Origin of the sequence: Curvibacter sp. AEP1-3 (assembly GCF_002163715.1) — a bacterium.
In the GTDB taxonomy this organism is placed as follows: domain Bacteria; phylum Pseudomonadota; class Gammaproteobacteria; order Burkholderiales; family Burkholderiaceae_C; genus Allorhodoferax.
In genome coordinates, this window is the sequence record NZ_CP015698.1 from 710,900 (window position 1) to 726,936 (window position 16,037).

General features: G+C 51.2%; 7 protein-coding genes. 2 read left to right on the forward strand and 5 right to left on the reverse strand.

Annotation, left to right across the window (positions count from 1 at the left end):
- Nucleotides 1–92: 92 nt before the first annotated feature.
- Nucleotides 93–1,763, forward strand: a complete 1,671-nt coding sequence (locus tag AEP_RS20595; protein ID WP_157673033.1) for an AAA family ATPase — start codon at nt 93–95, stop codon at nt 1,761–1,763.
- Between the two features lie 350 nt (nt 1,764–2,113).
- Nucleotides 2,114–2,770: an inovirus Gp2 family protein gene (locus AEP_RS03410; protein ID WP_087494092.1), complete on the forward strand. Its 657-nt coding sequence runs from the start codon at nt 2,114–2,116 to the stop codon at nt 2,768–2,770.
- Between the two features lie 24 nt (nt 2,771–2,794).
- Here AEP_RS03410 and AEP_RS03415 read toward each other — a convergent pair whose 3' ends face one another.
- The 5 genes from AEP_RS03415 to AEP_RS03435 all read right to left on the reverse strand — a co-directional run bounded on the left by AEP_RS03415 (nt 2,795) and on the right by AEP_RS03435 (nt 15,978).
- Nucleotides 2,795–5,746: a type I restriction endonuclease subunit R gene (locus tag AEP_RS03415; protein ID WP_087494093.1), complete on the reverse strand. Its 2,952-nt coding sequence runs from the start codon at nt 5,744–5,746 to the stop codon at nt 2,795–2,797.
- A gap of 26 nt (nt 5,747–5,772) precedes the next feature.
- A complete protein-coding gene (locus AEP_RS03420) occupies nt 5,773–7,047 on the reverse strand; it encodes a restriction endonuclease subunit S (RefSeq protein WP_087494094.1) in 1,275 nt (424 codons plus the stop codon).
- Nucleotides 7,044–9,419, reverse strand: coding sequence for a type I restriction-modification system subunit M (locus tag AEP_RS03425; protein WP_087494095.1), 2,376 nt, complete (start codon nt 9,417–9,419; stop codon nt 7,044–7,046). The genes AEP_RS03420 and AEP_RS03425 overlap by 4 nt, the downstream gene beginning before the upstream one ends.
- 122 nt (nt 9,420–9,541) lie before the next feature.
- Nucleotides 9,542–11,020, reverse strand: a complete 1,479-nt coding sequence (locus AEP_RS03430; protein ID WP_087494096.1) for a hypothetical protein — start codon at nt 11,018–11,020, stop codon at nt 9,542–9,544.
- A complete protein-coding gene (locus AEP_RS03435) occupies nt 11,017–15,978 on the reverse strand; it encodes an AAA domain-containing protein (protein WP_087494097.1) in 4,962 nt (1,653 codons plus the stop codon). Before AEP_RS03435 ends, AEP_RS03430 begins: the two co-directional genes overlap by 4 nt.
- Nucleotides 15,979–16,037: the final 59 nt, after the last annotated feature.

Here is a 16,037-nt window from a genome sequence, read left to right on the forward strand (position 1 = left end):
GCAAACAGAGTATGTCAGCTAGCAAGTCGCCTAGAGTAAAGCAGCAATAGAAAACACACTTCGATCCTCATCAACTCTATTGAGGATTCGAAATGTTAGGCAAGTCGTATAGTTTCCGCAGCTATGGCACCGATGTCCAGTTGGTCCCGGCCTCTGATATCGCGCCCACTCCCATCGCATGGTTGTGGGAGTATTACCTCGCGGTTGGAAAACTTCACATCTTAGGTGGTGCTCCTGGGACGGGCAAAACAAATCTTGCAATTAACCAAATCTCTGCTGTTTCAACAGGCGGTTTCTGGCCAGATGGAACTTCAGCGCCGCTTGGCAAGGTGATTTTTTGGACGTGCGAAGACGGTATCGATGACACCATTGTTGTTCGCTTGATTGCTGCTGGTGCGAACATGAACAATGTTCATATCTTGCGCGGTACTGTAGAACGTGGTCGTGAGCGCAGTTTTGACTTTGCCACCGATATCGATCTGCTAGAGGCAAAGATTCAGGAGCTGGGTAATGTCAAACTCATTGTCATTGACAGCATTGCTCAAGTCGTAAGTGGAGATGCGAATAAAAATACTGACGTTCGAAAATCACTCACCCCACTTCTAGACCTCGCAGAAAAGAATGGATGCGCAATCCTTGGGATTACCCACTTGAACAAAAACTCGAAAGGTAAAGAGCCTATTGATCGTATCAATGGAAGTATTGCGTATGTTGCAGTGGCCCGGATTGTGATGCTAACGATCCGTCTGAAAAGTGAGGACCCTGACGAGAGTCCGAAATGCCTACTTCTTAGGGTGAAATCCAATATAGGACCAGACGACGGTGGATTTGAGTATCGAATCGACAACATAAACTATTGGTACGGTGGACAGTCTTTCAGAACGTCCACCATAAGGTTCTGTTCAACACCGCTTAAAGGGTCGGCCAAAGACATTCTTCGTTCTGCTGAGTCGGATGGACCCGTTGAGGCCACGGGAGCAGTTGCCAGTGCGGCACAGTTCCTTGCGGAGTTTCTTGCCGAGGGACCAAAGTCAGCACAAGAAGTGGAACACCGTGCTCGAGAGGCAGGCATTTCCATGTCTGCGGTGAAGCGAGCCAAGCTCAAGATGGGCGTTTTATCTCAACGCCAGAACAGTGGACCATCAAGTCCCTTCTGCTGGTCATTGGAGCAAAACCCAGTCCAAGAGGCGTATCTACCTGCCTCCAATGTGCCCACTTCAGATGTGCGGGAAACACTGCTGCGTAGATTTTCTCCAGATCATCCGCATGTTCAGCGCTTCGCTCAAGCTCCAACTTGTACTCCGATTAATCCAGTTGCTCCAGTTGCTCCAGTTGCTCCGGTTGCTCCGGTTGCTCCGGTTGCTCCAGTTGCTCCAGTTGCTCCAGTTGCTCCAGTTGCTCCAGTTGCTTCGGTTGCTTCGGTTGCTCCAGTTGCTCCAGTTGCTTCGGTTGCTCCAGTTGCTTCGGTTGCTTCGGTTGCTTCGGTTGCTTCGGTTGCTCCAGTTGCTTCGGTTGCTTCGGTTGCTTCGGTTGCTTCGGTTGCTTCGGTTGCTCCGGTTGACGAAGGTATCTTGTCTTTCCTGATCAAGGGCTGTCAGGAACTTTTCAATAAGCGTTATCCAGGAGGGTACGACGACGACGACCTTCCACTCAATTTTCAACAGAACATCTGCGAGGAAATGCTGGATTCGATTTGTCTGGATGATGAGGACCAACGTGACAAGTACACCGAAGCATTGAAAAAAAGCGGTTGGTACATGTAGCTTGCATTGCGCATTGCTGAGCGGATCTTCTAACCGGTAGATCCGCTCCAACAGGTACCGTAAAAAAACCTACGCCATGCCAATCAAATGAGGGCTGGACCATCAGCGCACTAGCTCAAGAAAAGCAAGAAGTCCGTGTCTAGCGCCATTGGCCGAACTTGCTTTCTTGCATATTTTTCCAGAGCTAACACTTCGCCATTTTTACTGAGCTTCAGGCAACCAATTTAAAAGAAAGTGCCTGAAGTTCCGTAGCCTTATTTTCGGTATTAGATGTATAGGTAAGAGAGTACTACCAAAGCCTCTTAGCGCACTAGCTCATGGAAGGCACCAAACACTTGAAGGACTAAATCATGCAAATCAATCCGCACAATAGAAATCAAACACTTCTCTTCGACTACAACTACTTAAAACTTCCAATAATGTTTGAGAAGGGTCCAATGATTCTGGAGTATTTGGATACTCTGTACGGTGTAATTCAGAAGTCGCTATCAGCACACAAACGCGTATGCGCAATGCGATTTGATTTGCGGTTTCCACTCAGTATGGGGTACGACGCAGAAAACTTTTCAAACGAAGCCATCTCTCGCTTCATCGAGTCACTCAAAGCGAAAATCAGACACGATAGAACAAGGGCGAGGTTGGAGAGACCATATGCCCATGACACTGATATTCGGTACGTGTGGGCACGCGAACTAAGTCGGGAGGATAGAGTCCACTATCACGTTGCGTTGCTGGTCAACCGGGATGCCTACTTCACTCTAGGTAGGTTCAAGTCCAGCGAGCAAAACATGGCTGGTCGAATTATTGAAGCTTGGGCCAGCGCTCTTCGCCTGACACTTGAACAAGCAGAAGGTTTAGTTCATTTCCCCGACAACGCAGTTTACCGGTTTGAGTTAGAAGAGCCTCAACAGCTCCAAGCCTTTTTTCATCGAGCGTCTTACTTATGCAAATTAAACAGCAAACAATTTGGCAACGGACATCATGGTTTTGGAGCTAGCCGTCATTGAGTTGGTCTTTTAACCTCACCCACCTCAAAATCTTGCGCCTATATCACGCATGCTGAGTAGCCTCGAAATGCTCGCATCAAATGCTTTCTTGAAATCTGCATCGCCAGCATAGCGTTTGTACAAATCCAATTCCCGGCGGCGTTCGATGCTGACGGCGTGCTGGATCAGTTTCTCTAAGGCCAACTGTCGGTTCTGGGCATCGGGGTTGTCTTCGACCTGCGCTTTGTAATCAGCATGTTTCACCACATGCTTGGCGATATTGATGAACTTGACGCGCTGCTCCTCGGGCGTGGCCTCCCAGCCAGCGAAGTGTCGGTCGTTGAAGGCACGAACGATCTCTTCCAGCGGGTCTTTGTCACCTGGCCCCATATGTGGGCCGCGCACGTTCGGGTTTTGCGGCTCCAGCTCGGTTTCACCAGCATCAAGGCCAATCTTGGCTTCAAGCCGTGAGCGTTCCAGCCCGTAAGTCGACAGATCAACGCTGTTCAGCAACTCGTCCAGCTTATCCTGGTCAGGGTCTTTGACCTTCAGCTTGGGGATCAGGAATTTCAGGAACCAGTGCAGCATTTCCCAGTTCACGTTGTTGAACGGGATGATGGCCGCCACCTGCGCGTATATCTTGACGAACTGCTTGGCCTTGATCTTGAAGTCAATGCGTTCTTCGTCATCCAAGTCCGCCTCGAAGCGGGCCACCACCGTGTCAATGATGGGGGCGAGTTCTTCGGCTTCGGCGCTGGCAAAGAACTTCTCGTTGAAGCTCGTCACCTCGGCCCAGTCGTAGATGCCGAAGTTGTCGAGCACGTCTTTCAGGTCATGCAAGATGTTTACGTCCGTTGGCTCGCTCAAGGATGTGGACGTGTAGAACGGGTCAAACGCCGCCTTGATGTCATCCACAGAGTTGTAAAAGTCGAGCACGAAGGTATCGGCCTTGCCTAGCTTCCAGTTGCAGCGATTCAACCGAGACAGCGCCTGCACGGCCAAAACACCTTGCAGCTTCTTATCCACGTACATCGTGTGCAGCATGGGTTCATCAAAGCCAGTCAGGTACTTGTTGGCAACCACCAAAATCTTGGCATCGTCCTTCTCGAATTCATCGGGTAAGTCACGGGCAGAAAAGCCGTTCAGAGACTCTTCGGTGTGCTTGATGCCATCAACCATCTTTTCGCCGGAGAACGCCACCAGCGCCTTGAAGGGCGCATTTGCATCTTTCAGGGCCGCGCGGATAGCAAAGAAGTAGCGGATGGCGCATTCGATGTTGCGTGTCACCACCATAGCCTTGGCCTTGCCCTTGAGCTTCTTGGCTTGCCACACGCTGGCCGTGAAGTGATCGACCATGATCTTGGCCTTCACCTCAATAGTCTTGGGACTGGCTTCGACGAAGGCTTTGAGCTTCTTCTGTGCCTTGGCGATATCGAACAGCGGGTTGTCCTCCACCGACTTCTGCACCTCGTAGTAGCTCTTGTACGTGGTGTATTTCTCCAGCACGTCGAGGATGAACTTTTCCTCGATGGCCTGCTTCATGGAATACAGGTGGAAGGGGTAGAACTTGCCATCTGAGGCTTGGCGACCAAACTTCTCCAACGTGGCAGGTTTGGGCGTGGCGGTGAACGCAAAGTAGCTGGCGTTCTTGCTCATCTTGCGGCCTTTCATTGCCGCCAGTATCTTGTCCTGCAGATCTTCGGGCACTTCTTCGTCATCTGCGCCCAGTGTGGTGTTCAGCTTGTCAGACGCGCTGCCTGATTGGGAAGAGTGAGCCTCGTCAATGATGACACCGAAGTTCCGGCTGGTCAGATCAGTGATGCCATCCACAATGAATGGGAACTTTTGCACCGTGGTGATGATGATCTTCTTGCCTAACTCCAGGTGGGCTTTTAGTTCGGCAGCGCTCTCTGCATGGGCCACTATGTTCTTGGTTTCAGAGAACAGCTTGATGTTGTCCTTGAGCTGGGTGTCCAGTACGCGCCGGTCTGTCACCACCACCACGGAATCAAACAGATTCGCGGCGCCTGTGGTGTCGTACTGCTCCACCAGTTGATATGCCAGCCAGGTGATGGAGTTGGACTTGCCTGAGCCAGCCGAATGCTGAATCAGGTAAGTCTGACCCACGCCCTTCTGCTGGGCATCCGCCAGAATACCGCGCACCACGTCGAGCTGGTGATAGCGGGGGAAGAACAGTGCTTTGCGCTCCTTCCCGGTTTTTTTGTCCTTCTCTACCGTGAACTTAGCGAACTGCTCAATGATGTTGGTAAGGCTGCGGCGCGGCAGAATGTCTTGCCATAGGTACGCCGTCTTGTGCCCGTTCGGGTTGACCGGATTGCCCTTGCCATAGTTGAAGCCCTTGTTGAACGGTAGAAAGTTGCTATCGTTGCCCGCCAGTTGGGCGCACATGAATGCCTCGTCGGGATCTACCGCGAAGTGCACCAGGCAGCGACCAAACTCAAACAGCGGTTCTTTCGGGTCACGGTCGGTACGGTACTGGCGAACGGCGTTTTGCACGTTCTGGCCTGTCCACGGGTTCTTGAGTTCAAGCGTCGCCACCGCCAAGCCGTTGACGAACAGGGCCATGTCCACCGACTTGAAGGTATCCGTCTGGCTGTAATGCACTTGCCGGGTCACGCTGAAGCGGTTGGCCTCGAAGTTGGCTACCACCTCGGGGTTGAGGTCGTTGTATGGCAAGCGGTAAAGCAGATCGAAGTGGGCATCGTCAATGTCGAGCCCTTTCTTCAGCACGGAAAGCACGCTGTCCTTCTTGATCTTCTTGTTCAGACGCTCCAGCATCAGCCGCTGCCAGTTGGGCCGGTCTTTCAGCTTCGCCAATTCCTTGGGCTGGGTCGCTTCGAGAAATTCCCAAAAGAGCTTGCCGTCAACAGCGAACTCCTGGTCAAAGTCAGCCGGATCGCCAACGCGATAGCCGTCCTTCGCAAGTGCGTTCTCGATGTGCGATTCAAGCGCGGCTTCATTGGTTCGACTGACCATATCTTCTCCCTATTTCCGCAGTCTCTTCATTTCACTTCAGAAACCTTTAGTTTTCCGAGTACTGCTGAAGCAATGGTCACTTTCTTGAAGTCTGAAAGCTCATTGCATTCTTTTTCTATTGAGGTAACTAGTAACTGATATTTTGACTCTAAAAGTTCGACTTCCTTGACGATTAAAAGCTGCTCCTCATATGGAGGGAATATTGACTTAATGTCGTAAAAACTTTGATTAGAAAGATTCTGCAGGCCTACAGTCATGCCATTTGATGCACCAGCATAAATTCCACAATAAGAACGAGTATGGAAAAGAAGCTCAAAGTACTTTGATGAAACATTTGGTCCCGGTGTGTAGATGCCGTAATGAAAGGTAATGACACCATCCTGCTTTGCAGCAAAGAAAACCCCTAGGTGCGCCTTGAATCTATTCAGAACTAAATCATCTTTTCGACATATTCTGAAATGTTCAAAGGAGGATGTCTTAAGCGATCTTTCTTCCATTTCATCTGTTGGGATAAGGCCAGATTTTTGGGATAGCGACAATGGTGGCAGGCTTTCACCTCGATATTTTTTAGCCTTTTCTCTAAAAATTCTTCGGTTTGAAACCACCTGCCAATGAGCCGGTATCTCAGGAATTCCGACAATCTCGCAGATTTTCATTGGTGCCCGAGAATTCAAACCTTGGGTCACCGCTGTTGTTATCAGAATTTCCTTCTGCTCATGCAGCAATTCAATCAGTCTCTCTTTTTTCGCTATCGCCGCGTCTATCTCGCGTATTTTCTGGTCAAGGAAAGTAACAATACTGTCTTGTTCTTCCCGTGGCGGGAATGGAATTGCGAGATTAAAGAATGCGTCTCGAGAAATTACATTCCGCAGACCGGTATAAAGCGAGCGCAGCTGCTTCCCTTCGTCCAACGAGAGATAGTAGTAGTAGTAGTAGGCGCTAGAAACATGTTGATTGCACTGAGTGACGGTATATGCCCCCGTGATCATCCCGTAGTGTTTGGCAAGACCAACTGTTCTAGGAGTTTCTTCTACGTCGAAAAGGCAAAAAATTAAGTCGTTGGGAGTTACTTGCTTATACGTGTCGAATTCAGCTGGAAACTTCCCTTTCGGGTTCTCCATGTCGCGGAGGATCACCCCTTGTAGCGTCAATGAAAGGAGCTTGAATTTGGGCGCATCTTTCCCCACTAAGGCTTTGCGCTCGGTAATGAGAAATTTGTTCTTTTTTATTACCCAGTGCGACGGAATGTCACCTATCCAAGGAATGCCACTTGACTTGTAGCTTTCGTAGCGCAGTATCACTTCACGCCCCCGACAAAGCTGACAAGTTGTTTCAATAGGCCATCGGTTTCAGCTTCTAGCGCCAGGATTTCCGACGTTACTTCTTCGAGGCTGCGCAGTGGCTTGTGCTGATAGAAGTACTTATTGAAGCTGATTTCATAGCCAATCACTGTCTTATCGAGCGCAATCCACGCCTCGTCAACGTAGGGGCGCACCTCTCTGATGAAGTATTCATGGATGACGCTGGAGGCACTGGGCGTCTTGCTCTTGGCTAAGGGCACGTTCTCGGTGTCGCGCAATTCGCTGTCGGGTTCGTACTCGACGAATTCGCCTGCCTTGGTGCTGGGCCAATAACCATAGTCACCCAGCCGCTCGGCCGTAGTCTGCAATTCCGAGAGCAGGTCTTTAAGTTTAGAACCGCTCAGCTTGTGCTGCTTCTTGATAACTTTGGCAGCCCGTGGGTCGCGCCAGCTCACTGCGTTCAAAACCTGCTTGCGCTCTGGTGTGGAAAGCTTCAACTTCAAGGCTGAGCAAGCTTCGTCCACCATGGTTTCAAACAGGTTGAAGTCGAGGTATTGGTCTGGCCCCACCTTGGCGGCAATCTGTTGTGCGGCCAGCATGATGTCGCGCTGGGCCAGCCACGTGGTCTTTGCCAGTAGCTCTTTGCGGTTCTTGGGCGACAGGGTGATTTCTTCGCGCTCAAGATGGTTCTCAATGGCTTCGGCATGTGACTTGAGGTCGGCATAGACCTCGTCGCCGTATTTGCCATAGACCCATTCCATGATTTCTTGCATGCCTGGTGTGAAGCGCAGGGTGGCAATGAGTTCAGGGCTGAACTGTGCCGCCAGACGCAAAGGGCGCTCTACTGTGACCTTGTAATAGCCGAAGTCCCGGTTGTCGAATACCTTCGATACGCCTTCGTCGGCAAGGTCCAGATAAAGCTGGGTGATCTGCTGGATATGCTCGGCGGTGAATTCGCAGTTCTTCTCGCCAAGGTTCTTACGCAGCTTCTGGTACAGGTTGGATGCGTCAATCAACTGCACCTTGCCTTGCCGTTTTTCTGCCTTGTGGTTGGACAGCAGCCACACATAGGTGGTGATGCCGGTGTTGTAGAACAGGTTATTCGGCAATTGGATGATGGCTTCGAGGTAGTCGCTCTCGATGATGTGGCGGCGGATGTTGCTTTCGCCGCCGCCTGCATCGCCAGTGAACAAGGCCGAACCGTTGTGGACAGATGCAATGCGCGAGCCAGAAAAGCGAGTGGCGTTCTTGTCGCTCAGGTCTGAGCGCCGTTTCATTTTGTCTACCATCTCCATCAAGAACAGCAACTGGCCGTCTGAAGAGCGCGGAATGGCGGGATAGAAGTCGAATGACTCGCCGGTGTAGTCCGAAAGATTGACCTGAAAGCGATGGTCAAGAACCTCTTTGCCCTCAATGATTCCTTTCTGGTCACCCTTCCAAGACTTGCCATACGGTGGGTTGCTCAACATGAAGTCGAAGCGCGTGCCTGAGAAGTCGTTGGTTGCCAGCGTCGAGCCAAACTTGATGTTCTCAGGGTCGTTGCCCTTAATCATCATGTCGGATTTGCAGATGGCGTAGGTCTCGGGGTTGATCTCTTTGCCGTACAAGAACACGCCCACCTTGGCCTTGATCTCGCCTTCGGCATCTGTCACGAAGTCTTGCGACTCGGTCAGCATGCCGCCGCTACCGCACGCCGGGTCGTAGATCGTCAGCGGGTTGGGTAGCTGATCCTTCACCGGGATGAATACGAGATTGGTCATGAGGTTGATAACCTCACGCGGCGTGAAGTGCTCCCCGGCCTCTTCGTTGTTTTCTTCGTTGAACTTGCGGATCAGTTCCTCGAAGACGTAGCCCATGCCGAGGTTTGACAGACCTGGCTGTGTGCGGCCATCTGGCCCCTTGCGGTCGTCTGGGCTGAGGTTGATTTCCTCAGATACAAACTTCTCGATGACGTCATGCAACACGTCCGACTGCGCCATCTTGCGAATCTGGTTGCGCAGGTCGAACTTATCGACGATCTCTTTAACGTTGTCCGAAAAGCCATCAAGGTAGTTCTTGAGGTTGGCTTCGAGCTGCGACGGATTTCCCAGCAGCGACTTGAGGGTGAACTTGGAAGTGTTGTAGAACACGTAGCCTGAAGCTTCGCGCAGCCCGTGGGGGTCGAGGTCGGCCATGTCTGCGTCTTCACGCTGGAAACGCACCTCTTCAAGCACCGTGTCTTTGGACGGTTCCAACAGGCAGTCCAGACGGCGCAGGACGAACATGGGCAGGATGACATCGCGGTACTTGCCGCGAACGAAGACATCACGAAGGCAGTCGTCAGCGATTGACCAGATGAACGAAACGATTTTGTTGTGTGTTGAGTGATCCATTGATAGCTGTTCTATTGAATTACTTGATTGGCTGAGGACAGACCTGCGCTGTTGAAAAATCAGGGATCAAATCCGAGCCCTAGAAAAGCCTACCCGAGCGAAAATGGCCGAGGTCATTGGACCTAACCCCAATCAGAGAAAGCCAAAAAGGTGCAGGCATCAGCCAACGATTTAGCTTGCTTAATCGGGGCGGCCGGTTTTTTTGGTGGCCATCGCCCCCCATACCTTTGCTCCCTACCTCGCTCCAAGAGAAGCTGGTGAACAAGCCTCAAATGTGCACCCTTGGTCGATAGCACTCCAAATGAGTACCGTACGCCGGGGCAGTTTTCGAGTTGCGCGTGGATCATTGCAACAGTAAATTGACCAGGATAAAGCATTAGCTCAAGCGATTCCGTCCAAGTGGCTGCGCTCAGAATATCAGGCTGAGCAAGGTGCAACTCAACGAGCCCCGTGTTTGCGTATTTGGAACGTACGGACACCTCTTGACGTTCCTGTGCGTAGTCCATAACGTGCAAGTCATCACCACTCCCGCCTGACTTCAGGGCCTTGGTGAAGATCTCCACCGCCGCTTTAAACTCTTCTCCCCTCCCCCAAAACTCATAGTTTGGTGCCTGCCACATCAACGAGCTGAGATGTTTCGGCACCCTTTTCCCACCCTTACGAGCCTCGTTGATTTGCAGAGCAATGAACTCACGATTTGTTTTTGATCCCAGACTTCCAAAAAGCGGATAAACACCGGACGAAGAAGACAACCCATGGGCCATATCCTGGGCAAACGCTCTGATATCTAGGTTATTCCCGATTACATATTTCCTCAAAAAATCAAGCTGAAACTTATCCAAGAACGTTTCAACAAAGGCGTTATCAGTTGCTGGAGATCGCTCTAGCTCCTCGTTGATTCGGTCACGAAACTCGGTCACAAGGGAAAAATTTGCCCCGGATTCAAACTCCTCTGGGAGAACGGTTACAAGCCTCCCTTTCCTATCAACACCAAAACCTACAGTGATGGGGATGAAGCTCGGTCGATTGGCATGAACGTTTTCGATGGAGTGCACACCATATGAGCGTTCGCGCTCCTGACCTCGATTGCGGGCATGTTCTCTTTCAATTTCAGTGAAGTTTTCCCGATATGCGCGCTTGGCTCGATCAACACTGCCACCAACGACATCTGCACTTGGATTGAGTTTGATCCAGTTGTCTGTCGGAAAGATACTTTGGGTACGCCGAAGATTGGTAAAAGCAAGAAGATCAAATGAAACCGTATCGGTCCGCTTCTTCAATTTGGCGACCCAAGGACATTCGTCAGGCGAAGCTTCAAACCGTGCAGCAAATTCGTCGCTAAGTGCCAAGTAATCTTCATCCAACTTGATTTGACCCATTCGCTCCATGGACTCAATCACAGACAGGGCTTCAGCGTCTGAAAACCCAAAGTAATCACGAAGGCCGATCAAGGAAACACGCCCGCAGGTGTGCAACAACCTTAGAACGAATTCAGTAACAGCCGGTAGACGCTCCTCGGCAGAGATGTAAGCGGTGATTTTGAAGGCTTGTGTGGGCAGTGCGAAAGTAACCCGGTTGAACTCTATGCAATCTGGGTTCATACCTTGAACTCCTGTGCCTTTACTACTTCAGATCGACCAGCTACAGCCAGTGACTCCACCTTCTTTAAGACTTGACCCAAAGGCAGTCCCTCATTTCGACCACGCCACATGGGCGTAGCCCCTACGATGATCAAACGCTCCATGGCGCGGGACATGGCAACGTTGATCCGATTGGGACTACGCAGGAATCCGGGCTGCATGTTGGGATTGTTTCTGACCGTAGACAAAATAATGATTCGATTCTCTTTTCCCTGATAGCTGTCAACGGTGTCAACCTTGATAAGCCGTCGAACTTCTTGGGGGATCCAACGAGCTTCGTTTTTCAATCGATTGATGATTTCCCGTTGCTTCGAGTACATGCAGATCACACCAATAATCGGATCCCCCGACTGCAACCCCTCATGCAACGCCTTTATCAGTCCGTTGCGCTGTATCAGCGCCTTCAACACGCCCATCACGACCTGAGCTTCCGTCTCATTCCAGCAGTCGACCCGATCTGGCGATGAATTTTCGAGAGCGGCTTTGCCCAGAGTGCTGGTATCTACCCAAGAGACCTCATGCTTCAGCTTGGCAGGCAAGAGACTGGTGTCCAGCCATGACGCAGGACGCCCTGTATGAAGGTCTTTTTGATAGAACACGTCTGACACCAACTCACCAATGGCCGGAGCCATACGGTACTGCTCGGTGAGAGATGCGCCGACTGACTTTCCGTACTTGGAGTCAAAAAGTCTCTCGAAGTCACTAACAAAGGCGGGAGATTCACTTCCGTAACCAAGATTTTTAGAAACGGCATCTCGCACCTCCTGGTCAAACGTGGGAGGTAGCTGCTTGTGATCTCCCACCAGAAGAATTCGTCGCCCCGTCTGCATCGCAACAGCCACTTCACTCGGAGCTGCTCTACCAGCCTCATCAATGATCACCCAGTCGTACATGTTCTGTATGACACCGGCGGCTCTTCGACCAATACCCACAAGAGTCCCCGCCACAACCGTTCTGGACTTAGCAAGGAACTCAATAAAGTTCGCCGCAGGCTCGCCAAGGGTTTTCAACCAATCATCAGATAGTTTCAGAAGCTTTCGCAGCCGCTCAAGCGCTTGCGGGGACTGAACTTCGTGCTGTTTAGCGAGGCTGTCAAACAGGTGCTCCAACGCTTCGCCAAGTGGAATGTCCCCAACCTCAAACTGATAATCCCGTTGACAGATATCTCTCACGGTCTCTGTGAGCTGACGTATACGATGAGTACCCGCTTCCAGAAGCTCGTCAGGTTCTTTCGAATCTGACGTTGGTACTTGGCCCAGTGCCTCCAGCTCAAGTAAGCTAATCTGCTCAATGAGTCGACCAACTCCCAAGTGCAACTTTACGGCAGCCGCTGAAAACTCTGGCATCAACCCCATTTCACTAGCCAACCTGACTACTCGATCTTTGTACTCAGCTTTGAAACTCTCGCGGTAAACCTGCTCGATAGACGCTGAGTGCAAATGGCGAATAGGCTCAGAGACTACAGACTCATGCCCTAAGCGCACTGCATCAAAGGCAATCCCCTTCGCCTCAAAAAGTTCAAGCGCTTTTTCCAACGCGTTGTTGACCGCTTCATGTGCTTGGCTAACAACCAACACGCGCCGAGCACCTTCCTTCGTTACCAAGTAATGAAGAAGCGACGCGATAAACCAGGTCTTTCCGGTGCCTGGTGGGCCTTGCAACAGACTAATTGGGCCATTTTGAAGCGCTTTCTGAAAGGCGACCCGCTGGCTTGTATTGAGCCTCTTTGCACCTTGCGAGTACGCCTCAAGCGACGAGTCCTCAGGTCCGTCAAAGACCATTGGAAGAGGTTGCTCCGCATCCGTTTGCAAGTAGTCCATCAAGTTTGAAATGACGGCACGTCCATCTACTATGCGCTCTACCGCGTTTGCCCGCCGATTGAGGGAAGCACTCTCCATGTTGCTTCTCAAGCGAAGCTTGTCGCCAGGCTGGAGGGGCTTTGCGTTCCAGCGCTCAATCGCTAGCTCTGCGTTCCGCCCCAGAGAGGTATCCCTCAGCTCAAGTTCCCCGCAACGACGCCATAGACCATCTGCGGCCCTGCGTTCGACCCAAGTGTGGTCGTCTGCGTCTGGATCAAAACCTCTCCCCTCGATAACGCAGGGGACCAATATCTGATGGGACCGTTGAGGGCTCCTCATGGCCTCCCCGGTAACAGTCGCAATAGGAAGTGCATCCTCTTCTGCGCTGAGAAGTCCCTCCCACAACTGCTTTACATCGATGGCTGTTGCTTTTGGTACAGAAACTTTTTCAGAATTTTCGCGCTCACGGTAACTGGTGATTGATTCGTCTCGTAGCTGTATGTGCGTCACAACTAAAGGGTCTTGCTCATCTGGCCCATCGGGGGGAATGAAAACATCATCAGATTTGCCAACAGATTCATCGCTGAATTCTGTTGCCCACTGCGCCAGTGAGGGCTCAAGCTCCGACGCCTCCCCTCTCGGGCCATCAACAAGAGAAATGCGTACTGCAATACGACCAAGACACCTGTCCTGAGCCCATATGAGTTGTGTCAGGTCAATTCGCTTTACAGCTACCCAAGTGCACTGCCCCTTTGAGCTATCCCACTCTAAGCTCAATCGCGCGCCGGCACCCGTTAAGTGCATCAACTTTGCACCTGGCGTTCTACGGGAGTTTTCTTGGGTGAGATAGAAATACCCATTGTCAGAAACCATGTCTCCGGGCTGAACTCCGGTGGTCGCGAGATTCCTCACAGAGACTCGGTAGGGCTCAGTATCAACCGCACTGGCAACATTCGATTTTCCATCTAATGCAGCTTGAAGTGGCTCCAAGGCCGATACAGTTCTATCGTCGATAAGCCGTTGAACTTCCTCGCATACATGAGAAAGCCCACTACGCTCAGTCGTGCTGCAGCTATCCACGAGAAATTCTTTTATGACCGCTGCAATCGCGTACCGATCACGGGCAAGCGGTGATAAACCTTTGTAATCAGGCGGCAAGTATGCTGTACTGTAAATCTCCTCGCCATCCCGGCGAAAGTCGAGTACGTCCACAAAGACTGGTTGCCCATCCGGGCGAATGACAATGTTGTCCGGCTTCAGATCTCCATGAGGCCATTCAAAATCGTGCATACGCGAGAGGGTGCGAACCAAACTTTGAGCAACCTCCAATTTGGATGAGAGGTCTCGGTCAGACTTCATCCACTCGGTCAAGGTGACTCCGTCAACCCAGTTCAAAACGACCAATAGACTACGCCGACTTAAACCATAGTCGCGAATCTCAGGAAGCCCTTTGAGACCAGCAGCTCTTAGATTGCGAGCTCTCTCCAGGAAAGACAGCAAGCGGATGGCAAGATCTGGCTTCTTTAGGTCTGGCTCAACGCCGTGCCATTCCTTAACCAATACTCTTTGACCATCGACGCTACTAACGTATGAGAGAAGGTCATCATCATCCTTCAGTGGGCTCTCGTCTTCAGGATAGTCTCTCGCCCTACTTTTAGCCTTATGTGCATCGAAGAGGGACAGTTCAAGAAGCTGCACGCGTTCATTCGAAGATGCACTATTCATCGCATCCAGCATGTGACGGGCGTTTTCATAACGATCCTGGGGCTGAACACTAAGCGCTCTTGTCAGAATTTCATCAAACCTACCCTCGTAGGGATCCGTTGCTCGACGCTCCCAGGTGAACACGTCACTTACTTTAGGCGGACGCTCACCAAACAAGATCAAATGCGAAAGCACTCCTAGTGCATATACGTCCCGGTGATATGGGGTGACTTCTTTGCTTAAGCCAATATCCTCTGGCAAATTAGAACGCTCTACTTTGACCTTGTTCCTGAATGTTCCGACCGTTTGTGTTGAGGGGTAGTAGGCAGCAGAAAAGCCCGAGATGATGACCTTGGCAGGCCGCTCGACCCAAACGCAGTGGGCACCAATGTCTCGATGAGCGACGTTTAAATCATGCAAGTCGGCAAATCGCTGAAGCAAGGCCTTGACCAACACAATCCGCTCTGTAGGCGTTAACTTCAGAAGCGTTGCGTTCACGAACTCGCTGAGGCGGGTGATCTTTGGAGGAAGAACATAAAGTTCAGAAAAATCGCTCGTTACGTCAGCTTCTGACCTGCGTGTAATCGGGCGCAACAAGGAGCGAGACAGCTCTTCATTTCTTGGCTCTACGTGCTCGTATACCCGTTGTTCGCGTAAACCAATAAACCCTCTGTCCCCTTCGCCGATGAGTGCAGTTCCTAGAACAGAAAAGTCCCATTGCCGGAAAAGGGCGAGTTTGTCTGGATCTACTTTTTCTTTCGCTCGAAATTCCGAGTACAGCTTGTTGGGGTGCACCCAAAGTGGCTGGTTTTCTGGCTTGAACCCATGAATAGCAAAGCCGGCAGGACGACCGCGCTGACCTACGAAGAAAAGATCGTAATCGTTAAGGTACGACAGCGGATTGATACGTGTTGACCGAGCGAGCACTCTTTTGTAATCACGCTCTGAAGCCCATGAAAGCAAATCGTTCAAGTAGAGGACTGAATTTGCTTCGCTCGCATCAAGGTCCAGCTCGCTCAACGACTCAGAAAGTACTACAAACGAATAGATGAAAGGCGTTTTGGTGGGCCCAACTCGAGTTTGAAGTGCACTCGCCAACCTCTTCGCTTTGAGACCAACAAGAGGAACTGGTGATCGGCCACGGGGTTCTCCGTCCACGAACCAGCTTCCTCCTCTGGACTCCAATTTCTTGCCACGCCAGTTCTTGAGTTCGACGACGACGATGTGCGTGTGTGTGACAAGAATCAAATCGAAATCGTCGTCACCCGCCCCCGGCCCACCGCGGTTAAGTTTGAATGACGCATAACCTCGCCATCCTTTTGAAAACGCACTGCTGTTGAAAGCCTTCTCAATACGTTGATGAGCTTCTATTTCAGATCTGGGTACACCCGCTTTTTCAATTAAACGAATGTCCATTTCAAACAGCCTCGCTCAGTGTGAAAGTGCTCCCAATCAGGGGCTTCATTTGCTGACGG

Bases quoted from the DNA above. Each gene is read 5' to 3' on its own strand.
- AEP_RS20595 (WP_157673033.1), top strand. From the start codon at position 93: ATGTTAGGCAAGTCGTATAGTTTCCGCAGCTATGGCACCGATGTCCAG.
- AEP_RS03410 (WP_087494092.1), top strand. From the start codon at position 2,114: ATGCAAATCAATCCGCACAATAGAAATCAAACACTTCTCTTCGACTAC.
- AEP_RS03415 (WP_087494093.1), bottom strand. From the start codon at position 5,746: ATGGTCAGTCGAACCAATGAAGCCGCGCTTGAATCGCACATCGAGAAC.
- AEP_RS03425 (WP_087494095.1), bottom strand. From the start codon at position 9,419: ATGGATCACTCAACACACAACAAAATCGTTTCGTTCATCTGGTCAATC.
- AEP_RS03430 (WP_087494096.1), bottom strand. From the start codon at position 11,020: ATGAACCCAGATTGCATAGAGTTCAACCGGGTTACTTTCGCACTGCCC.
- AEP_RS03435 (WP_087494097.1), bottom strand. From the start codon at position 15,978: ATGGACATTCGTTTAATTGAAAAAGCGGGTGTACCCAGATCTGAAATA.